This window comes from Clostridium amazonense (assembly GCF_056431285.1).
This window is the reverse complement of record NZ_JBWKMH010000009.1, coordinates 15,977-37,881: the sequence shown is the minus strand read 5'-3', so window position 1 is coordinate 37,881 and position 21,905 is coordinate 15,977. Positions and strand designations below refer to the sequence as shown.

General features: G+C 27.2%; 22 protein-coding genes, 2 tRNA genes and 1 pseudogene. 3 read left to right on the top strand and 22 right to left on the bottom strand.

The window, feature by feature from the left end:
- Positions 1 to 49 precede the first annotated feature (49 nt).
- Positions 50 to 125: transfer RNA gene (locus AC07E4_RS04355), tRNA-Val, on the bottom strand.
- A 7-nt stretch (positions 126 to 132) separates the two neighbouring features.
- Positions 133 to 207, bottom strand: a tRNA-Glu gene (locus AC07E4_RS04350).
- Positions 208 to 1,336: 1,129 nt separating this feature from the next.
- Here AC07E4_RS04350 and AC07E4_RS04345 point away from each other — a divergent pair.
- Positions 1,337 to 2,566, top strand: coding sequence for a BaiN/RdsA family NAD(P)/FAD-dependent oxidoreductase (locus tag AC07E4_RS04345; protein ID WP_478215815.1), 1,230 nt, complete (start codon positions 1,337 to 1,339; stop codon positions 2,564 to 2,566).
- A gap of 99 nt (positions 2,567 to 2,665) precedes the next feature.
- Here AC07E4_RS04345 and AC07E4_RS04340 read toward each other — a convergent pair whose 3' ends face one another.
- From AC07E4_RS04340 to yedF, 15 genes and pseudogenes are all read right to left on the bottom strand, one after another.
- The gene (locus tag AC07E4_RS04340; RefSeq protein WP_040329804.1) at positions 2,666 to 2,851 is read right to left on the bottom strand and encodes a DUF1858 domain-containing protein; all 186 of its coding nucleotides are present in this window, start codon (positions 2,849 to 2,851) and stop codon (positions 2,666 to 2,668) included.
- A 221-nt stretch (positions 2,852 to 3,072) separates the two neighbouring features.
- Complete coding sequence (locus AC07E4_RS04335) at positions 3,073 to 4,359, bottom strand: adenylosuccinate synthase (RefSeq protein ID WP_478215814.1); 1,287 nt, start codon at positions 4,357 to 4,359, stop codon at positions 3,073 to 3,075.
- Positions 4,360 to 4,535: 176 nt separating this feature from the next.
- Entirely contained in the window at positions 4,536 to 5,540 is a 1,005-nt protein-coding gene (locus AC07E4_RS04330) for a 3'-5' exoribonuclease YhaM family protein (protein ID WP_478215813.1), read from the bottom strand.
- A gap of 238 nt (positions 5,541 to 5,778) precedes the next feature.
- Complete coding sequence (locus AC07E4_RS04325) at positions 5,779 to 7,116, bottom strand: replicative DNA helicase (protein WP_040329800.1); 1,338 nt, start codon at positions 7,114 to 7,116, stop codon at positions 5,779 to 5,781.
- A gap of 109 nt (positions 7,117 to 7,225) precedes the next feature.
- On the bottom strand, positions 7,226 to 9,115 hold the full coding sequence (lonC, locus tag AC07E4_RS04320) for a Lon family ATP-dependent protease (protein ID WP_478215816.1): 1,890 nt from the start codon (positions 9,113 to 9,115) through the stop codon (positions 7,226 to 7,228).
- A gap of 80 nt (positions 9,116 to 9,195) precedes the next feature.
- The gene (gene rplI, locus AC07E4_RS04315) at positions 9,196 to 9,639 is read right to left on the bottom strand and encodes a 50S ribosomal protein L9 (RefSeq protein ID WP_478215812.1); all 444 of its coding nucleotides are present in this window, start codon (positions 9,637 to 9,639) and stop codon (positions 9,196 to 9,198) included.
- Entirely contained in the window at positions 9,639 to 11,627 is a 1,989-nt protein-coding gene (locus tag AC07E4_RS04310) for a DHH family phosphoesterase (RefSeq protein ID WP_040329798.1), read from the bottom strand. The genes rplI and AC07E4_RS04310 overlap by 1 nt, the downstream gene beginning before the upstream one ends.
- Positions 11,628 to 11,638: 11 nt before the next feature.
- Positions 11,639 to 12,604, bottom strand: a complete 966-nt coding sequence (locus AC07E4_RS04305) for a DUF2232 domain-containing protein (RefSeq protein WP_040329797.1) — start codon at positions 12,602 to 12,604, stop codon at positions 11,639 to 11,641.
- A gap of 15 nt (positions 12,605 to 12,619) precedes the next feature.
- Entirely contained in the window at positions 12,620 to 12,937 is a 318-nt protein-coding gene (locus AC07E4_RS04300; protein ID WP_040329796.1) for a MazG-like family protein, read from the bottom strand.
- 289 nt (positions 12,938 to 13,226) lie between these two features.
- Positions 13,227 to 13,472 carry a 30S ribosomal protein S18 gene (gene rpsR, locus AC07E4_RS04295; protein WP_040329795.1) on the bottom strand — a complete coding sequence of 82 codons (246 nt, stop codon included), beginning with the start codon at positions 13,470 to 13,472 and terminating at the stop codon, positions 13,227 to 13,229.
- Positions 13,473 to 13,605: 133 nt separating this feature from the next.
- Positions 13,606 to 13,932: pseudogene (locus AC07E4_RS04290) on the bottom strand (single-stranded DNA-binding protein); the annotation flags it as partial.
- Positions 13,933 to 13,948: 16 nt separating this feature from the next.
- Positions 13,949 to 14,236 (bottom strand): 30S ribosomal protein S6, encoded by a 288-nt coding sequence (gene rpsF / locus AC07E4_RS04285; RefSeq protein ID WP_040329792.1) that lies wholly within the window; start codon positions 14,234 to 14,236, stop codon positions 13,949 to 13,951.
- A 124-nt stretch (positions 14,237 to 14,360) separates the two neighbouring features.
- The gene (locus tag AC07E4_RS04280) at positions 14,361 to 14,561 is read right to left on the bottom strand and encodes a DUF951 domain-containing protein (protein WP_040329791.1); all 201 of its coding nucleotides are present in this window, start codon (positions 14,559 to 14,561) and stop codon (positions 14,361 to 14,363) included.
- Between the two features lie 154 nt (positions 14,562 to 14,715).
- Positions 14,716 to 14,970 carry a putative Se/S carrier protein gene (locus AC07E4_RS04275; RefSeq protein ID WP_040329790.1) on the bottom strand — a complete coding sequence of 85 codons (255 nt, stop codon included), beginning with the start codon at positions 14,968 to 14,970 and terminating at the stop codon, positions 14,716 to 14,718.
- 14 nt (positions 14,971 to 14,984) lie between these two features.
- Complete coding sequence (gene yedF / locus AC07E4_RS04270) at positions 14,985 to 15,578, bottom strand: sulfurtransferase-like selenium metabolism protein YedF (protein ID WP_478215811.1); 594 nt, start codon at positions 15,576 to 15,578, stop codon at positions 14,985 to 14,987.
- 361 nt (positions 15,579 to 15,939) lie between these two features.
- On the opposite strand from yedF, the gene AC07E4_RS04265 reads away from it, so the two are divergent.
- Positions 15,940 to 17,097 (top strand): aminotransferase class V-fold PLP-dependent enzyme, encoded by a 1,158-nt coding sequence (locus AC07E4_RS04265; RefSeq protein ID WP_430830817.1) that lies wholly within the window; start codon positions 15,940 to 15,942, stop codon positions 17,095 to 17,097.
- Positions 17,098 to 17,181: 84 nt separating this feature from the next.
- Positions 17,182 to 17,799, top strand: coding sequence for a spore protease YyaC (gene yyaC / locus AC07E4_RS04260; protein WP_040329784.1), 618 nt, complete (start codon positions 17,182 to 17,184; stop codon positions 17,797 to 17,799).
- Positions 17,800 to 17,847: 48 nt separating this feature from the next.
- On the opposite strand, the gene AC07E4_RS04255 is transcribed toward yyaC, so the two are convergent.
- From AC07E4_RS04255 to rsmG, 5 genes are all read right to left on the bottom strand, one after another.
- Entirely contained in the window at positions 17,848 to 18,360 is a 513-nt protein-coding gene (locus tag AC07E4_RS04255; RefSeq protein WP_478215810.1) for a DUF4446 family protein, read from the bottom strand.
- Between the two features lie 37 nt (positions 18,361 to 18,397).
- Positions 18,398 to 19,258, bottom strand: a complete 861-nt coding sequence (locus AC07E4_RS04250) for a ParB/RepB/Spo0J family partition protein (protein ID WP_040329808.1) — start codon at positions 19,256 to 19,258, stop codon at positions 18,398 to 18,400.
- A gap of 5 nt (positions 19,259 to 19,263) precedes the next feature.
- Entirely contained in the window at positions 19,264 to 20,034 is a 771-nt protein-coding gene (locus tag AC07E4_RS04245) for a ParA family protein (RefSeq protein WP_040329782.1), read from the bottom strand.
- Between the two features lie 283 nt (positions 20,035 to 20,317).
- Positions 20,318 to 21,100, bottom strand: a complete 783-nt coding sequence (gene noc / locus AC07E4_RS04240; protein ID WP_040329780.1) for a nucleoid occlusion protein — start codon at positions 21,098 to 21,100, stop codon at positions 20,318 to 20,320.
- Positions 21,101 to 21,179: 79 nt separating this feature from the next.
- The gene (gene rsmG, locus AC07E4_RS04235; RefSeq protein WP_040329779.1) at positions 21,180 to 21,899 is read right to left on the bottom strand and encodes a 16S rRNA (guanine(527)-N(7))-methyltransferase RsmG; all 720 of its coding nucleotides are present in this window, start codon (positions 21,897 to 21,899) and stop codon (positions 21,180 to 21,182) included.
- Positions 21,900 to 21,905 lie beyond the last annotated feature (6 nt).

Sequence of the window (21,905 nt, the reverse complement as noted above, 5' to 3'; positions counted from 1 at the left end):
CCGGCGTGACAGGCCGGTACTCTAACCAACTGAGCCACTAGGCCGTATGTGGTGGTCACAACAGGGCTCGAACCTGTGACCCTCTGCTTGTAAGGCAGATGCTCTCCCAGCTGAGCTATGCGACCACTATAATGGTGACTCCTAGGGGAATCGAACCCCTGTTACCACCGTGAAAGGGTGGTGTCTTAACCGCTTGACCAAGGAGCCATATGTCATTCATCTTTTGTTTCCCCAGTGCTTTTCTCGCACCCGACAAGTAATATAATACCGAAAATCTTTATTAATGTCAACATTTTTTTTATATTTTTTTTATATTAATTAAAAGTGAGCATTTTCAATGGTTTATACCGTATTATTATACTCTAATTTATCAATTTCACAAAAAAATTTTAAATTTTTTACCTATCTATTTTGATTTTATAAAAATATAACTCAAAATTCTTCTATTATTTATAATATATTTAGACCTAAACTATTATTTTTTATTTTTTATCTTGGTATTTTTACATGTTATATGTTAAACAGTTAGTTTTATATAACTCAATAGAGATTTTCCGTATTTTTTATCCTTTATTGTATTGTTATTATGCTAATTTCTAATAAATATATTAATTAAATTTAATTTAATATATTTTAAATTTTAATAGCACATTCATTATTATGTACAAACCATATCATATTATACTAAATAATTTATTTTTAATTAATTTATTTAACCTTCTTATATAGGAATCCAAGTTGAAACTTTAAGTTATTCATGTTTCAGTTGAGAAAGAGAAATTTAAAGTGTTATACAAAATTAACAATGAAGGATAAACCCGAAGTATCAGTCCTTAAAATCAATTTTTATGATAATTTGCTAAGCAAATTAGTTAAAACATATAAGAAACTAGTTTTTTATATTTCTATTTTTAGATATTAAAAGCGAAGTGATTAATATCAACCATCATTGTTAATTGTTAATTAGTTCCAAACATGATAATAGAATAAACTGTAAGATTAGTACTATCATTTGAGAAATACATTACTTTAAATTTGAACTTGGAACCCTATATATTGAACCTAAATTTTGTATATGTTATAGTTTCCATGTGAATTTTTAAATTTTACATTCTATAATCATTTATATGTGTATAATTAAAAGTATAAGTTTCAAAAATATAATTACAAATATAATATTTTTATATAGAATTACAAGCTAATTTTTTAGTTTGTGCAATTATTAATCGATACTACTAAATTTATATTTAATGAATAAATTTTTGTTTACAACTAATTGAAAAGTACAAAAATAAGTTTAAATTATAAATTTTTCTCTATAGAAAGGAGTTTTATTTTGAAACACGACGTTATTGTTATTGGCGGAGGTGCCTCTGGAATTATATCCTCTATAATTGGCAAAGATTTAGGTCTTGATATTGCCATATTAGAAGGTACCGATAGAATAGGTAAAAAAATACTTACTACTGGAAATGGTAGATGTAATATAACAAATGAAAATGTATCTTGTGATAGATATCATAGTGACAATCATAATTTTTATTGTGATGCACTAAAAAAATTCACTTTAGAAGATACTGTGAATTTTTTTAAATCTATAGGATTATATCTAACATCTCTTGAAAATAATAAAATGTATCCCCTTTCTCTTCAAGCTTCTTCTGTTGTAGATATATTTAGACTTGCACTAGATGAAAGATCAGTTCCTTTATATACAAATTGTAAAGTAAAAAAAATATCTAAATCAAAAGACTTTAATATACTATGTGAAAATGGTGAATCATTTTCTTGTAATAAGTTAATTATTTGTACTGGTGGCAAAAGCTATCCCAAAACTGGTTCAGATGGTTCTGGATTTAGTTTAGTTAAATCTTTAGGTCATAAAATAGTCAATCCTATACCCTCTATTGTTCAAATTAAACTTTTATATAATAAATTGAAGGCCATATCTGGTGTGAAATTTGATGGCTTTGTTGATATATATGTAAATAATAAACTTGAAAAACACGAATTTGGTGAGATTTTATTTACTGACTATGGTATATCTGGTCCACCAATACTTCAATTAAGTAGAATTGCTTCTTATGCAACTTCTAAACATCAGCCTGTTTATATTAATGTTGATCTTCTTTATAAGTTTTCTAAAGACGAGTTAAGTGATTTTCTTGAAAATCACTTTGCACTTAATTCTTATAGGTCATTAAGTGATTCTTTAATTGGAATAATCAATAAAAAATTCATTCCTATAATTTTAAAAGAATGTGGTATTGACGACATACATAAGCCTTGTTGGAGCTTAGAGTGGCAAGAAAAAGAAAATTTAATATCTCTTCTTAAAGGCTGGAAGTTTGAAGTTACTGGTGTGAATTCTTTTGATAATGCCCAGGTAACTGCTGGTGGAATTGATACTACAGATATTGATCCATCTACACTTGAATCTAAAATTATTAAAGGTTTATTCTTTGCAGGTGAAGTTTTAGATGTTGATGGAGATTGTGGTGGTTTTAATCTGCAATGGGCTTGGTCTTCTGGTGCTACTGTAGCATATAGTACTATAAATTCTTAATGTATTAGCATATAGTATTATAAATTCTTAATGTATTAATTTATAAATTTTAAGGCTCTATCTTAAGTGTTAAGATAGAGCCTATACTTATACATTCTACTATTTATTTAATGCCTCTAGTAGTCCATTTAAATCTAATCCATGTACGTTAGCTGCATCTTCTAGTGTTTCTGCTTGTGCTGATGGACATCCTACACAACCCATTCCAAAACTCATTAATATTTCTATGCTTTCTGGATAATTTTTTACTATTTCTCCAACTTTCATATCTTTAGTTATTTTCATATATAACACCTCATTCATTAAATTTAATCTTAGTTTATTTTTCTCTTGTAGTTTTTATTTATACACATATTATATATTATTTTTTATTTATAATACGTAATATATGTTACGTATTTGAATTTTAAATAGAATATTTTTATTTATTTATATATTTAGCCTATATATATGCAAAACTGCTATATAACCGTTATTTAGGCCATATAGCAGTCTCTATTTATATATTATAAATCATTTATCATCATTGTTTGATCTCTTTTCGGTCCTACAGAAACTATTGCTATTTTTACACCTGTAAATTCTTCAATTTTCTTTAAGTAAATTTTTGCATTTTCAGGTAATTCATCATAACTTCTAGCAGCTGCAACACTATCATCCCAACCATCAAACTCTTCATATATTGGTTCACATTTAGCTAAATCTTCTAAACTTGCAGGGAAATAATCTATAACTTTATCTTCAAGTTTATATCCAACACATACTTTTAATTTTTCAAGTCCAGCTAATGTATCTATTTTAGTTACACTAAAGCTTGTTAATCCTGAAACTCTTGCTGCTGTTTTTAATATTACAAGATCTAACCAACCACATCTTCTGCTTCTTCCAGTTGTAACTCCATATTCATGTCCTTTTTCTCTTATCCATTCTCCAACTTCATCATTTAATTCTGTTGGGAATGGTCCTTTTCCAACTCTTGTAGTATATGCCTTTACAACTCCAACTGCACTATCAAGCATTGTTGGTCCTATTCCTGTTCCTGTACATAATCCACCAGCAATTGTGTTTGATGATGTTACATATGGATATGAACCAAAATCTATATCTAATAAAGTTCCTTGAGCTCCCTCAAATAAAACTTTCTTATTTTCCTTTATTGAATCAAATATTTTAATAGATGTATCAAATACAAATGGTTTTATTCTCTTTCCATATTCAACATATTTTTCGTAAATATCTTCTAAATTAAGAGCTGTTCCATTGTATACTTTTGTTATTATGTCATTCTTATCTTTTAAATACTCAGTAAGCTTTTCTCTTAAAACTTCTGGTTTTATTAAATCACAAACTCTAATTCCACATCTTTCAAATTTATCAGTATAACAAGGACCTATTCCTTTACGTGTAGTTCCTATATCATTTTTACCTCTAGCTTCTTCCTTTAAAGCGTCTAATATTTTATGATATGGCATTATAACTTGTGCTCTATCACTTATCATTAATCTTTCTTTAGTTATATCTTCACCTAAATTTTCCAAGTATTCAATTTCAGTAAATAATGCCTCTGGATCAACAACAACTCCATTAGCTATTATATTTAATTTATCTTTGTATAATATTCCTGAAGGAATTAAATGAAGCTTATATTGCTTATCCCCTACTTCAACAGTGTGTCCTGCGTTATTTCCGCCTTGAAATCTAACAACAACATCTGCCTTTTCTGCAAGGTAGTCTGTCATTTTTCCTTTACCTTCGTCTCCCCATTGGGCTCCTAAAACTACAAATGATGACATCTTAATTCCTCTCTTTCGTTTCCTATATTTTTATGAATTTTAATTTATCATAAATATTTTTAACTAAAAACTTTTATAAAAGCTTAAATTAAATTTAAGATTTTTTCCACCGTAATATATTATCAAATGAATTTATTATGGTCAATATTAATTACGAATATTTAACATTCATTTTACTATAAATTTCGCTTGTTATTTTTACTTATAAAACTTTTATATACACTCAAATTATCTAAACTCCAAACTCTTTCTGAAAAAGTACCATAATCAATATCTTTTATTGCCTTATTCATATCATATAATCTTGCATCAATTATATCTAAATGATGTAATAATTCCGCTTCAGGAATCATTGGTTTTTTAGGACTTCCATACTCTGGTTCGTAATGATGAGCTAATATCATATGTTCCAGTAATACTACAACTTCCCTATCTGCCCCAACCTCTCTTCCAGCTGTTTCTATTAGATTAATTCCTAATGTTATATGTCCCAGTAATTGTCCTTCCATAGTATATTCTGATACAATGCCTAATTCACTAGAATTCATTTCATATATTTTTGCAATATCGTGTAAAATAACACCAGCATAAACTAAATCAGAATTAAGATTTTCATATATTTCTAATAACTTTTCTCCTGATCTTAACATTGTAGTTATATGATATAAAAGTCCACCTTTAACTGAATGATGATTAGATTTTGCTGCTGGATAATTCATTAATTTATCTTCACAACTTAAAATTATATTTTCTGTAATTTTTCTTATATCATCATTTTCTATCTTACATATATAATCTAAAACTTTTTCATACATATCATCTGATTTATATGGTGCTGTTGGAACAAAATCATCTATATTAACATTATCCTCTTCTGTTATCTTTCTTATTCTATCTATTTTAAACTGTAGTTTTCCTCTATATTCATTTATAGAGCCTTTTACTTTTACTAACATATTTTCTTTAAACATTGATTCAATTTCTTTTGATACTTCCCACAGTTTTGAATTAATTGTTCCAGTTGAATCTGCTAATGTTATATCTAAATATTTATTTGTACTGCTATTATTAGTTATTTTGCATTCTATAGATTTTATTAAATAGTAATTTTCAACCTTATCACTTTTTTTTAATTCTGATATTTTTTTTACTAAAAAATCTCCATTTTTCTTACACTCCATACCTGTTACTCCTTAAAATTATTATTCTATGTATAGATAGTAAAATTTATAAACTATAAATTCTTTTACCATAAAAAAACTTATTTATATTAATCTATAATATTATTTCTAATATTATTATAGTACATTTTATATTGTATTATAGAACTGAATTAAAATATTTTTTATATTTTTAGGCATATTGAAGTATAAATATTATATTTCAATATGCCTATCCATATATTTCCTGGGTTATATTTTATTCTTGATGTATTACATCTAAAGACCCAAATTTACTATATTGTCCTAACCATGCCAGTTTTACTGTTCCAACTGGACCATTTCTCTGTTTTGCTATTATACATTCTGCTATATTTTTATCTTCTGTTTCTTTATCATAATATTCATCTCTATATAAAAACATAACAAGGTCAGCATCCTGCTCAATAGATCCAGATTCTCTTAAGTCTGAAAGCATTGGTCTATGGTCAGCACGTTGTTCTGGTGCACGTGATAACTGTGATAAAGCTATTACTGGACATTTCATTTCTTTTGCAATAGCTTTTATACTTCTTGATATTTCTGCAACTTCCTGTTGTCTATTATCTCCACTTCCGCCACTTCCACTCATAAGTTGTAAGTAGTCTATAAGTATCATATCTATTCCATGTTCCATCTTTAATCTTCTACATTTTGATCTCATTTCCACTATAGATATACCAGCTGTATCATCTATAAATATTTTAGCATCAGCTAAAGGTCCAGATGCTCTTGCAATGTTCTCCCAATCTTTTTCATCAAGATTTCCTGTTCTTAGCTTTAGCATATCAACATTAGCTTCTGCACATAAAAGTTTGTATGCTAATTGCTCCTTACTCATTTCTAGTGAAAATATGGCTACACTTTTTCCAGACCTTAATGCTGCATATTGTGCTAAATTAAGTGCAAATGTTGTTTTTCCCATTGAGGGTCTAGCTGCTATAAGCACCATGTCTCCACTTTGAAATCCAGAAGTTTTATCATCTAAGTCTCTAAACCCAGAAGGTACTCCAGTAGTTTCACCCTTATTATTATAAATTCTTTCTATTTCCTCAAAGCCTCTTTCAAGCACTACGCTCATTGCCTCAAAGTCGCTTGTATTTTTTTCTTCTGAAATACTAAATACTGACTTTTCAGCAAAGTCTACAACACCATCAACATCATTTTGTTTGTTATAACTTGTTTCTATTATATTTGTAGCACTTCTAATTAACTTTCTTAATGTAGCTTTGTCATTTACAATTTTAATATATGAGTTTAGATTAGCTGTTGTAGGAACAGATGTACTAATCTCAGTTATGTATGATATTCCACCAGCTTCATCTAACTTCTCTGTTGATCTTAAGTGTTCTATTAAAGTTATCATATCTACTGGAATGTCTTTTTGATATAATTCTCTAATTGCCTTAAATATGACTTTATGATTATCCCTATAAAAATCTTCACCCTCAAGCTCTTCTGCTGCTGCAGATATTGCAGCTTTATCTATAAGCATTGATCCTAAAACAGATTGCTCAGCTTCTATATTATGAGGCATACTTCTAAGTGGTGCTTCCATCACATTTCCTCCTTGTCATAATAAATTTTCTATATTTCATTATACCATTTTATATTTGCCTTATTAAATAATTATAACCCTGCTAATAAAAAATAAGCAGGGTTATTTATTAAAATACTATTTTTAATAATTCTTCTATTGTATCTACTGATTTTACTTCTATATCCTTTAAACCTTTTGGAACTTCATTTATATTATCTTTAGGTACTATTACAGTTTTTATACCTTTTCTTCTCGCACCATAAATTTTTTCAAAAATTCCTCCAACAGGCTTTACACTTCCTCTTAAAGATATTTCTCCTGTTATTGCTATATCTTGTCTTAAAGGCTTATCTAAAATTGCACTAATTATGCATACAGTTATAGCTGCACCAGCAGAAGGACCATCTATATTTCCCCCACCAACTACATTTACATGTATATCATAATCTTTTATATCTTTATTTGTAACTTTCCTTATTACAGATGCAGCATTGAAAACAGAATCCTTTGCCATAGATCCAGCTGTTTCATTAAATCTCATAGTTCCATGACCCTTTTCTTTTGCCTCAAATACTGCTGCCTCTATCTCAAGTGTTGAACCTAAATATCCAGCTACTCCTAAGCCAAAAATTTGACCAACTTTTTTATCCTCTGTACATTTTAAAATTTCATAAGGTTTTAATCTACTAATAGAAATTACCTCTTCTAAAGCCTTCATTTTTATTATATTTTTGTCTTTATCTTCTGAGTTATAAAGTGTATATCCATAAACATCAGCTAAAATATTTACAGCTTTTCTTCCTTCAATAGTGTATCTACTTATGTCCTTAGCTACACCATCTTCTAATTCTACTTCTAATTTTTCTGCAGCATTCACTACAATATTTTCTATATCTTTTGATGATAATGGTTCAAAATAAACTTCTGTACATCTTGATCTTAGTGCTGGATTTATTTCACTTGGATCTTTAGTTGTTGCTCCAATTAAAACAAAGTCAGCTGGTGCTCCATTATCAAATAAATATTTTATATACTTAGGTGTTTGATCATCATCTGGATCATAATATGATGATGAAAATTCAACCCTCTTATCTTCTAAAACCTTTAAAAGTTTATTTTGTAATATAGAATCTAATTCTCCTATTTCATCAATAAAGAGTACTCCCCCATGAGCCTCTGTAACTAATCCTGGCTTTGGTTCTGGTATTCCAGTTTCAGCTAAATCTCTTTTGCTTCCTTGATATATAGGATCATGTACTGAACCTAATAATGGATTTGCAATCTCCCTTGGGTCCCATCTAAGTGTTGTACCATCAACTTCAACAAACTTTGCCTTATCATCATAAGGTGTGTATTTTAGTTTTTTTGCTTCCTCTAAAGCAAGTCTTGCAGCAGTAGTTTTACCTACTCCCGGTGGACCATAAAGTATAATATGTTGAGGATATGGACATGCCATTTTAGATATTAATGATTTTATAGCTCTATCTTGTCCTACAATTTCTGAAAAACTTGAAGGTCTTAACATAGACATAATACTCTTTGTTAATTTCTTAGAGTCTAAAACTTCTAATTCTGCATATCTTTTTAAAGTTTTTGCATTTTCAGGACCTTTTTGTTTTTTTATTATTGAAAGACGTATTTCATCCATGTATTTATCTTGTTTGTCTACAAGATACTCTTCAACATCTTTTTCTATTTTGTTTTGTATGTATCTTTTAGCAACTACATCTGCTAACAAGTTGCCTGTTTCATTTAATACTTCTTCTTTATTTGCCTCAGTAGGAACTATGCTTATGCCTTTACCATTACTTATAATTTTATTTATTGCATATAATCGACTATAAGAATCTTTACTTTCTATATGATTTTTTAATTTAAATTTCACGATTCTAGCTCTTATAGTTCCTTCATCAATTACTTTATACATAAGTTCATAAAGCATGTCCACTTGTACTTCAAAAGGTAATAGTTCATCTAGTATTTCATTTTCTAAATTATTAATTGATAATGTATTCAAATTTAAAATCCGCTTTGATAACTTTTTAGCCATAAAAGCTATCAAAGCGTTTCCTCCCCTCAGTTTTTAAAATAAGGTTCTTATTTTTCACTAATAACAACTTTTATTCTAGTTGATACTTCTGGGTATACTTTTACTTCTATATCAAAAGCGCCCATTGTTTTTATAGTATCTGTAACTATTTTTTTCTTATCTATTTTCACATTATATTCTTTTTCTAATGCTACTGATATATCTTTGCTTGTTATAGCTCCAAATAATCTACCATTGTCTCCGCTCTTAGCTATTATTTTAACTTCTTTATCTTTTAAGTCTGCTGCTAACTTTTGTGCAGCTTCCATTTCCTCTAGTTTTTTCTTTCTTTCAGCTTCATTTTTCTTATTTAATATGTGCATATTTACATCATTAGCTTCCTCAGCTAATTTTTTTGGAAATAAAAAGTTTCTTGCATATCCATCGGATGCGTTTATAACCTCTCCTTTTTTACCTACATTTTTAACATCTTTTAATAAAATAACTTTCATTATTTGTCACCTTCCCTTAAGTATTTATCTATACATTCATTTAACATTTTTTCAGCTTCATCTAATGTAACATCTTTTATTTTTGCTCCAGCCATTGTTAAATGTCCACCTCCACCAAGTGACTCAAGGATGACTTGCACATTTACATCTCCAAGTGATCTTCCACTTATATATGCATCTACTCCCATTTTAACAATAACAAAGGATGCTTGAATACCTGTAATATTTAGCAATTCATCCGCTACTTGTGCACTTAATACATTATATTCTATATTCGGTGGACAAACAGCTATAGCAATTCCATTTTTTACATTAGCTTTTCTCATTACTTCTGTTTTAGATATATAAGTATCTAAATCTTCTCTAAATATTTTTTTTACTTCTGTAGTATCTGCACCAGACCTTCTTAGAAATGCAGCTGCTTCAAAAGTTCTTACTCCAGTTTTAAAATTAAAATTCTTTGTATCTAGGCATATTCCTGCTAAAAGCCCTATGGCTTCCATTGGTTTTAAATTTGGCCTTTCTGACATATATTGAATTAGTTCTGTGACTAACTCAGATGTTGATGATGCATATGTTTCTATATAGCTAAGTAATGTATTTTGTATATAATCCTTAGCTTTTCTATGATGATCTATAATTACTCTTCTTTCGAATGCATTTACTACGTCCATAGATAATACATGACTTTCATTATGAACATCTACAAGAATTAAAATGCTCTTTTCTTCTTTCATTGATATACATCTTTCAGTGGATATAAATACATTATCGTATTCTCCATCTGCATTTAAACCCTGTATAAATTGATTAACTGAATTATTTTTTGCATCTATAACTATATATGTTTCTTGTTTTATATTTTTAAGTGTACTATATAATCCTACAGCTGCACCAACACAATCTATATCAGAATTTTTGTGTCCAATAATAAATACATTACTACTTTCATTAACAAGTTCTAATAGTGCATGACCTATAACTCTTGCTCTTACTTTAGTTCTCTTTTCTATCTCTTTTGTTTTTCCACCATAAAAAGATAGCTTTTCAAAACTTTTTACAACAGCCTGATCTCCACCTCTTCCAAGTGCTAAATCTTTTGCATTTTCTGCAAAATCCTCATTTTGAGCTGGGGTTTCTCCACCTCTTCCAACACCAATACTTAATGTTACTGCCATCTTATTTCCTGTGTTAATTTCCCTTACAATATCTAATATATCAAATTTCTTTTCCATTTCATTTTCAATATATTTATCTTGTACAGTAACTACATATTTATTAGATTGGTATCTTCTAATCATTCCTTGCATACTTTGTGCATAACATTTTATACTTCTTTCTATATCTGCTCTAAGTTGTGGAACATTGTCTTCCTCTGTTGTCTTTATTACTTCCTCTAAATTATCAACCTCTATAAGAATTATGCTTTCCTTATTTTCATTTATTTCTTTTAATAAATGAACTTTCTCTGTTATATTATAAAAATAAAGTAATATTATTTTTTCCTCATCACTCATTGCTTCATTATCTATTGTGTTTATATAAATATCATAATATTCATTGCCAACTTCAACTGAATTATAGCTATCTTTTTTTCCTTCTAATACATGTTTTATATTAAAAACTTTTATAAAATTTTTAATATCATCTCCCAATATCTTCTTTCCATCTAGTTTTGATGATAAATTTTGATTATACCAAAGTATATTTCCTTTTCCACTAACCATTATCATTGGAAATGGTAAATTGGACAATGTATTTGTTGTTGCTATATCCATTTTTGATGAAACATTATCCATAAACTCTGTAAGTTCTGAACTTTTCTTCTTTATATTTATAATATTATATACACTTATTCCAGCATAAATAATTAGTGATATTAGTCCTGTGAAATAATGTTTAAAAATAAACAGCACTAAAATTAAAATTGATATTATCACCATATAAAACTTATTATTTTTCATAAAGTAATTATCTTTTTCCTTCATATCAAGCTCCTTTATTTTTTAAATATTCTATGAGGATCTAATTTTCTAAAATCAAATATCATTTCCACTAATCCAAGAAATGCATATAAATTTCCTAATCCCATAAAATAAGTTACCACTAAAACTATAATGGTTGCTATTTTTGAAAGATGTGTTTTTTTTCTTAATACATAACTTATTGTAGCCATTCCATTTAATAAAAATATAACAACTACAAGTCCAGTAGTTATTGTTATAATATATTTTATGTCTGCTATCTCTTTAGATTTAATAATAATTGATATAGCTAAAATGGCTATTAAAAAAGCCCCTATTAAATTACTTACATAAAAATTACTAAAATGAAGCACATTTATATCCTTCATTTTTAAACTTTTTAATATTTTATTACTAATAATTAGTATTAAGTATGATGATATAAATGTAGTCATAATCAATACAACAGGAATATAACCAACTATCATTTCTTTACTTGTTACCGTAGCTATTATATCACTCATATCTGTTGAAAAATTTGCTGCTATATATTCCAAGTTTTGTCTTGTATATACTTGAATGCTTGAGACAATTTCATTTACCAAATCAATTATAGATTTCTTATCTATAAATGTTGTATATATAATAATTGCTACTATTATGCTAAGTAATGTTAAAATACATGTAGTAATAAAAGTTCTATATGCACTTTTATTATTCTTTACACAGTATCCTACTCCAATTCCAATCAATCCATAAATTGCTGCAAATAAAACTGCTATATGTGGATTTGTTGCCAATGACAATGCAATTATTGTTATTATAATACATATATAAGTTTCACTAATATTCCTTCTTAAATATAGTATTATTATCGGTATTGGTAATATTACTGTAGCTAACGTTGGTAAAAATGAAGTTATCATTGTCAATATAACTATTATTGTAGATATTAAAATAATCTCTAATAAAGTTCTTGAATTAAACTTTTGTTCTTCCATTCTTTCCTCCATAAATTAACTTCGTTCTTTAAGATAGCCATATAACTTGCTTAAATCTCTACCATCTTTCTCTATGAAATCTTCCTCTACAATTCCTAATTTAAGTTTCTTTTTCATAGTTTCATCTACTGATAAATGAGAATAACCAAGCCTTTCTGCAAGTATATAAAGGGTTATTATTGCCCCTGAAATACACTCTAAAATAGATTCTTTTGCAACATTATTGCCTCTACTTAAAAATTTAAACAAATCAGCAATAACACATAGTAAATCTGCCTTTAGGCTTTCAATAATTTTAACATTTGACATTATATTGAAATTACTCTTTTTCATAACCCCCAACCCCTTTTTAAGCTATAAATCTATTTTAGTTTCTTTTCATAATTAATGCAACAATACATACTTTATCATGAGGAAACTACAAAAAATATGCTATTTTTTCAATTATCAAACATTTATAATAATAATTATTTTCAATTATAGCTCTTAATTCTATACATAGTATACCATAAATCAATAATATATTTCTATTTTTTTACATTTAATATTTTACATCATTACTTTCATATATATTTTTATATAAAAATAAAGCAACAACTAAAAGTTGTTGCTTTTCATATTACTATTCAGTTGTGAATGGTAATAAAGCTATGTTTCTAGCTCTCTTAATTGATACTGTAAGCATTCTTTGGTGCTTAGCACAGTTTCCAGAAATTCTTCTTGGTAATATTTTACCTCTTTCTGTAACGTACTTTCTTAATTTGTTTATATCTTTGTAATCTATGCTTGTAGCTTTATCAACACAAAATGCGCAAACTTTTCTTTTTGCTCTTTTTCTGTTTCCGCCTCTTTTACGATCCATTGACATTCTTACTCTCCTCCTTACCTTCTTAAAATGGTATGTCCTCGCTATTATCCATTGGTGTTATGTCTGATGACATAAAATCACTTCCTGAAAAATTGTTTGGAGCATAACTATCATTGTTAGCCATAGTATTTGCATTTGAAGACTTATCTCCCCATTCAAGGAAACTAACTTCTTCTGCGATTACTTCAGTAACATATCTTCTTGTGCCATCTTTAGCTTCATAAGAACGAGTTTCTATTCTTCCTGAAATTCCTATAAGCTTTCCTTTGCTCATATAATTTGCAGTACTTTCAGCTTGCTTTCCCCATACCACTACTGGTATAAAGTCTGCATCCTGTTGACCCTCTCTCTTAAATCTTCTATTAACGGCTACAGTGAATGTGGTTACAGCTGTTCCTGTTGAAGCAAATTTCAGTTCAGGATCTTTAGTTAATCTACCGATTAATACAACTTTATTCATAAAATAACACCACCTATTAGTTCTCTGTATTGATTATGATATGTCTTATAACACCATCAGTAATTCTGAATACTCTGTCTAATTCTTTAGGTAATTCAGTTTCAGATTTGAAGTTTATAAGAGTGTAGTGACCTTCGTTAACTTTTGCGATTTCGTAAGCAAGCTTTCTTCTACCCCAAACATCAACGTTTTCGATCTCTCCACCATTATTCTCTATTACACCTTTAAATTTTTCGATGTTAGCAGTTACAGCTTCCTCGTCTAATGATGGGTGTAATATAAATATAGTTTCATATGTTCTCATTAGTTTCACCTCCTCCCCTCGGACTAACGGCTGTGCTTTGCACAGCAGGGATTACATTAATGTATTTTATCACTTTAAGTTCCAAAAAGCAATATAAAAAATTTACAAACCTATATATTTAATTTTATTCTTCCGAATTACTTGCTTTTTCTACTATTTTTTTTATTGAGTTTGCAAATTTATTTCTTGGAAGCATTACTATTCTTCCACATTCTAAACACTTTATTTTTACATCTGCCCCAACTCTTATAACTTTCCATTCTTTTCCGCCACAAGCATGAGTTTTTTTTGTTTCAACTACATCATTTATATCAAATTCTTTCATATGAACTCACCTCATCTAATTTTATTATTAATATATACTATACTAAACTAATAATTAAATTTTATCTACAAATATTTATTAACCATATTATTTATTTTTATACATATTTTGTTTTTATGTATAAAAATAAAGTATATAGTTTTTACTATATACTTTATTTGATGCAAACTTCACTATAAGAATTTATATCCTTTTTAAATATAGTTTTAATAGCTAACTTCTCATCAGTAATTAATATTTTAATTTTTTCAAATTCATCTTCATTTACTTTTAAACTTATTCCACAACTTTTTGTTATATATGATGGTGTTGGCATCATAACTGACTTTATTTTTTCACTTTTACAAACACTTTCAGCTTTCATTGCTTCATGAGTATTGTTAAACACTAAAATATAATATAAATCCATAGTTTTCTCCTAGTTTATAATTTTATAGTTTTATCACTTGAATTCATTAATTCTACAATAGTGTACATATTAGTTATATCTCCAACTTGAACTTTATCTTTTATTTTGTAAAAATCTAAACAAGTTCCACAACTTTGAATATTAACTCCTCTATCTTTTAATTTGTTAATACTCTCTAAAACCTCAGAGCCTTCTACAACTAGTTTTACACCTGAATTTAAGAATAATAAATCTGTTGGTATTATATCAGCTTCAGATAAAGCAAACAAATAACTTTTCATTAACGCTGTTCCTAAAGCATCATCTCCATTACCTAATTTATCAGTTCCTACAACTAAAGTAAATGTTTTTTTTGTTTCTTCACAAACCTCACAATTACATTCTTCACTTTTCTCACCTTTTGTAATATTTATGTAATAAAGTCCATCTTTTTCTTCAAAATTTGCTTCAAATCCAGCATTTTCAGCAAACTTTAACACATTGTTTTTTGCCACTTCGTTATCTACTATTGTAGTAGCACTACCTTTTTCTATTCCATCAAAATATTTTTTTGTATTTACAAGTGGTAATGGACAATTTAAACCCTTACAGTCAATTATATTATTCATTTTTAATTCCTCCCCTAAGAAACATATTTATTTATTTCAATTGTAATCATAGTTATATTATATTAATATAAACATATACGAACTACGTTTATATATGTTTATTATAACAAATTTGATTATCAAAATACTATTTATAATATGAATAGATATCCATTATATATTGGTATTGTAAATATACATTATTTTACTTATAGATTAAAATTAACATAAGTTATATAGGTTGATATTTTTTACTTATATATATTATTCTTAAGAATTAAATTTTTTAATTTTAAAATTATATGTTAAATTTTCTTAATTAATAGAATTATAAGTTAAAATTTAAAATTAAATCCTATAGGAACTTAGGGAGGTTATAATTATGAAAGTTTATTTAGATAATGGTGCAACATCTTATCCAAAACCTCAATGCGTATATAATTCAATATATGATTATATGACTCAAGTAGGTTCTAATGTTGGAAGAGGAGCTTCCAGTTCATCTTTAAAAGGAAACCAATTAATTTTTGAGGCTAGAGAAGCTATTTCTAGTTTTTTTAACTTTGATAAAATTGAAAATGTAATTTTTACACCTAACATAACTTATTCTTTAAATACTTTGATAGGTGGATGTGTTCAAAAAGGATGGCATGTAATAACATCTGTTATGGATCACAACAGTACATTAAGACCATTACATAAATTACAAAAAGAAGGAACTATAGAATTAGACATAATTGATGCGGATGCAAATGGATTTATAAAATTAGATGAATTAAAATCTAAAATTAAATCAAACACTAAACTTATTGTATTGTCTCATGCATCAAATGTTATAGGTAGCATTCAGCCCCTAAAAGAAGTTGGCTCCATATGTAAAGACAATAATATTTTCTTTATAATAGATTCTGCACAAAGTGCAGGATGCATAAATGTAGATTTTAAGGAGTTAAATTGTAGTGCACTTGCCTTTACTGGTCACAAAAGTTTATTTGGACCTCAAGGTACTGGTGGCTTTTTAATAAATGATGAGCTAAATGAAATATGCCTGCCACTAATTGAAGGTGGAACTGGAAGTGCTTCATCAGATGTTTATCAACCAACATTTATGCCTGATAAATTTGAAAGTGGTACAATGAATGCCCCTGGAATTGCTGGTTTATTAGCTGGAATTAAATTCATTGAAAATGAAGGTTTAACAACAATAAAGGAACATGAAGACTATTTAGCTAAAAAATTTATTGATGGTTTATTAAATATTAATAGTATTAATTTATATGGAAGTAAGGAAACCTTTAATAGAACCCCTTCTATATCTGTAAATTCATCCAAAATAGATAATAGTGAATTAGGATTTTTACTTGATTCTGAATATGGAATCATTACTAGAACTGGTCTTCATTGTGCACCACTTGCACACAAAGCTGTTGGATCTTATCCTAATGGTTCTCTTCGTTTTAGTCTAGGATATTTTAATGATGACAAAGATATAGATTATACTTTATCAGCATTAAACAAAATATTATCAAAATTAAAATAAGGCATTTTGCCTTATTTTTTTATTTTAAAATCCATGTATATATGTTTCTATTTTGGTTAATAATTGAAATAGGAGGTTGTGTGTATGGTTAGTAAAATAGAATTAGATTCAATAGCGAATGATTGTTCTTATAATATTCGTGAAGTAATTTCAAAAGAAATTTTAAATGCATTAAAATGCAATCGTGATATAATTGTACTTTGTATTGGAACTGACAGGTCAACAGGTGATAGTTTAGGTCCTTTAGTTGGTGAAAAGTTAAAGTTTTTAAAGAGAGATAGAATTCACATAATGGGAGATTTAGATAATCCTATTCATGCAAAAAATTTAAAAGAAAATCTTAATTTTATTAGTGAAAATTTTAGTTTTCCATTTATAATTGCAGTTGATGCATGCTTAGGAAGTATACATAGTGTTGGAAATGTGATTATTCAATCTAAACCTATAACTCCTGGCTCTGCACTAAATAAAGATTTACCTCCAGTTGGAGATTTAAGTATCACTGGAGTAGTGAACATATCTGGTTCATTAGAATTTATGGTGTTACAAAATACAAGATTGTCTGTTGTTATGAAATTAGCCACAGCTATCTCTAATGGAATATATCACTCTATAATAAAGACAGTTGGAAGTAATCATAAAACTCATGTTAATCCTAATAATGCAGTAAAAGAATTACTAAGTAAAATAGATTTACAATAAAAAAAATAATGTTTCACGTGAAACATTATTTTTTTACTATAAGTTATATTATTCAAATTTATTTATTGCTTCATGAAGTACACTCTCTTCTTCTTCTGATAAGTCATATCTAGATATACCCTTATCTATAGGTTTTGCATATGTTGTACTTTCATTTCTTCCATATATACTAGTTAAAACTATTCCATCATTGTTTCCATCTAATAATGCTATAGAATAACTTAAATCACTTCCCACATCTTCAAATGCCTTATATCTTACAACTGCAACTTTTTGTATACAATGTTCTATCAACATTTTAGTGTTATTGCATAAGTCCTTTATTTCTTCATTATTATCTTTAACGTCATCTATAGTATCTAAGTATTTTAATAATAATTCCTCAAGATTTTTATTATTTGTACCTCTCATTAATTTTCTATATTTTTTCTCTAATTTATTCACATTTGATAACAATACAATTATTATTATTGCAAAGACTACTAATAATGCAACAAGTGCTAATGTTATATATATGTGATAATTGCTTAAAATACTTATAATACTTTTTACCTCATCCATAGTTTTCTTCCTTTCTAAAATTGTTTCACGTGAAACATTATAAATTAAACATTTCTATAATTCTTTGTAAATCATCATCTGAATAATATTCTATTTCTATTTTGCCCTTATTTTTATTTTTTTGATTTAAATGAACCTTAGTATTAAATAAATTTTCTAATCTTCCTTCTAAATCTTTATAATATGGATTAAGATTATCTTTCTCTATTTTCTTAGATTTAGTTTTGTCCTTTTCTATATCTTTTATTAATTTTTCTGTTTGTCTTACATTTAAATCATTATCAATAATTTCTTGTGCAAATTTATATTGTAATTCCTTATCTTGAACACCTAATAAAGCTCTTCCATGTCCTTCTGAAATTACCTTATCTATTATATACTCTTGTACTCTATTATCTAAATTTAAAAGTCTCATACAATTAGCTATTGAACTTCTTGATTTAGAAATTCTTTTACTAATTTCCTCCTGAGTTAAATTAAATTCATCAATCAATTTTTTATAAGCTATTGCTTCTTCTATAGGATTTAAATCTTCTCTAACTATATTTTCAATTAAAGATATTTCTAAAACTTGTTGTGTACTTAAATCTTTTACTATAGCTGGAATTTCTTTTAATCCAATATTTTTAGCTGCTCTCCATCTTCTTTCTCCAGCAACTATTATATATGAACCTTCTTCTTTTCTTAATATTATAGGCTGAATTACTCCATGTTCTTTGATAGACTGTGATAATTCTAATATTTTTTGCTCATCAAAATTTTTTCTTGGTTGCTTTTTATCTGGTTTTATTAAGTTGATCGAAATGCTTGTTACTTCTTTTTCATTTATATTTTCTTCTATATTATCATTTGGTATTAGTGCACTTAGTCCTTTTCCTAATCCTCCAGATTTTTTTATCAAGATTATTCCCTCCTTTGTCTTGCTAGAAACTCTTCACATAATTTAGTAAAAGCTTCTGCTCCTTTACATTTATCATCATATAAAACTATAGGTAATCCAAAACTTGGTGATTCTGCTAATCTTATATTTCTTGGAATTACTGTATCAAATACTTTTTTTTCAAAGAACTTTCTTACTTCAAACATTACTTCATTGCTAAGTTTAGTTCTTGCATCATACATATTTAAAATAACGCCTTCTATTTCTATAGTTTTATTTAAAGACTTTTTAATAAGTTCGTAAGTATTAATTAACTGACTTACTCCTTCTAATGCATAAAATTCACATTGAATAGGTATTAACACGCTATTTGATGCTGTTAGCGCATTTATAGTTAATAATCCTAAAGAAGGTGGACAATCTATAAAAACAAAATCAAATTCATCTTTTAGGCTTTCTATTTTATTTTTTAATATAAATTCTCTATTATTCCTATTAATTAATTCAACTTCTGCACCAGATAATTCCATAGTTGATGGAGCCACATAAAAGTTTTCTACTAAATCTGATTTTTTTATTACATCTTTTAACTCTACATCTGAAACTAGCACATCATATGTTGAATATTCTAATTTTCTTTTATCTATTCCTAATCCACTTGTAGTATTTCCTTGTGGGTCTATATCTATAGCTAAAATTTTGTATCCATTCATAGCTAAGTAAGCACATAAATTTATATTGATTGTTGTTTTACCTACACCACCCTTTTGGTTGAATACACATATAGTTTTCATTGTTAATACCCCCAATTTATTTTGTTCTATTTAATGCACACTATATATTCTCTTTAATAATTTTTAAGTAAAATAATTAAACATATTTAACTATAATAAATAAAAAATAATAATATATTACTAATTTAATATATTATTTTACTAAATTTATACGTAAGAAAATATTCTTATACATTTATTATATATTTATATTTTCATTAATAAAAGCTTATTTTTGAAATTTATTTATAAAAAAACAAAGGCTATAAAATTAGCCTTTGTTTCACGTGAAACATTATAAATATTACTTTTTCTTTATGGTTATAGTAACTTGAATAGAGTCATCTAATTCTTTGGATTTATAATTAGCATTTATTCCATACTTATCAAATACTTGTTTAATTGTATTTACATAAATTTTAGGATTAAATACTCCTTTAATTCTTTTTTTACCATCTGCTGCAATTTCTTCTTGAGACAATTTTAATAATTCTCTGTCTATCAATTGTTCTGTCTTACTTACATTTAAACCTTTTTCAATTACTTCTTTTAATACCTTTTCCTGTAATTCTAGTGTAGGTATTTTAAGTAGTGCCCTAGCATGTCTTTCTGTCAATTTATGCTCTATTATTAAATTTATAATTTCTTTATCTAATTTAAGTATTCTCAGTTTATTTGCTATAGTTGATTGCTTTTTTCCTATAGCTTTTGCCAACTGATCTTGAGTATAATTATGTTCTTTTATTAAATTATGATATGCTAAAGCTTCTTCAAAAAAATTCAAGTCTTCTCTTTGTAAATTTTCTAAAAGTGCTATTGCTGCAGAGTCTCTATCATTTATTTCTACTATTATTGCTGGTACTTCTTTAAAACCAGCTTTTTTAGCTGCTCTTAATCTTCTTTCACCTGCTATCAATTCATATTGATCACTACCCACCATTTTTCTTACTGTAAGTGGTTGAATTATTCCATAACTTTTTATTGACTCTGATAATTCATCTATAGCGTCCTCATTAAATATTTGTCTTGGTTGATATTTATTAGGTAAAATTAATTCTGTAGAAATGTATATTATATTCTTTTCCATAAATAAACCCATCCCTTTATTAGTTTTATAATTTTATAGTTTAATAAAAGCTCTATTATATTGTACCATATTCTTACAATTATTTTAATGGATTTTTTGTTACCATTCCAGCTTTTCTTGGATATTTTTTAGGAGTTTGTTTAATTTTCTTTATTACTACTAGATTATGTTTTAAATCACTACCCTCGATTTCTACATCTTCTATACGTATTATTTTTGCACCTAATATACCAATAGCCTTTTTAGCCTCATCTAATTCTTCATCTATAGCAGGTCCTTTTAACGCAACAAAATATCCTCCTACCTTTAAATATGGTATACAAAATTCACTTAATACAGTTAAATTTGCTACTGCTCTTGATACTACACCATCAAATCTTTCTCTGTATTCATTATCTTGTGCAAAGTCTTCTGCTCTTCCGTGTATTGTTCTTATGTTTTCTAAATTTAAATTTGAAATTACTTCATTTAAAAAATTTATTCTTTTATTTAAAGAATCTAATAATACAAAATTACAATCAGGATTTACTATTTTCATAGGTATTCCTGGGAATCCAGCTCCAGTTCCTATGTCTATTATGTTTTTGCAATTCTTTAATTCATTAATTTTGTATACTTTTAATGAATCTATAAAATGTTTCTTTATTACTTCTTCATCTTCTGTAATTGCTGTAAGATTTATCTTTTCATTCCATTCTTGAATTAATTCTTTATACTTTATAAATTTATTATACATATCTTCGTTGAAATTTAAACCTTCATTTAGGCTAGCATTTTCTAACATATCATAATATTTCATATTTTC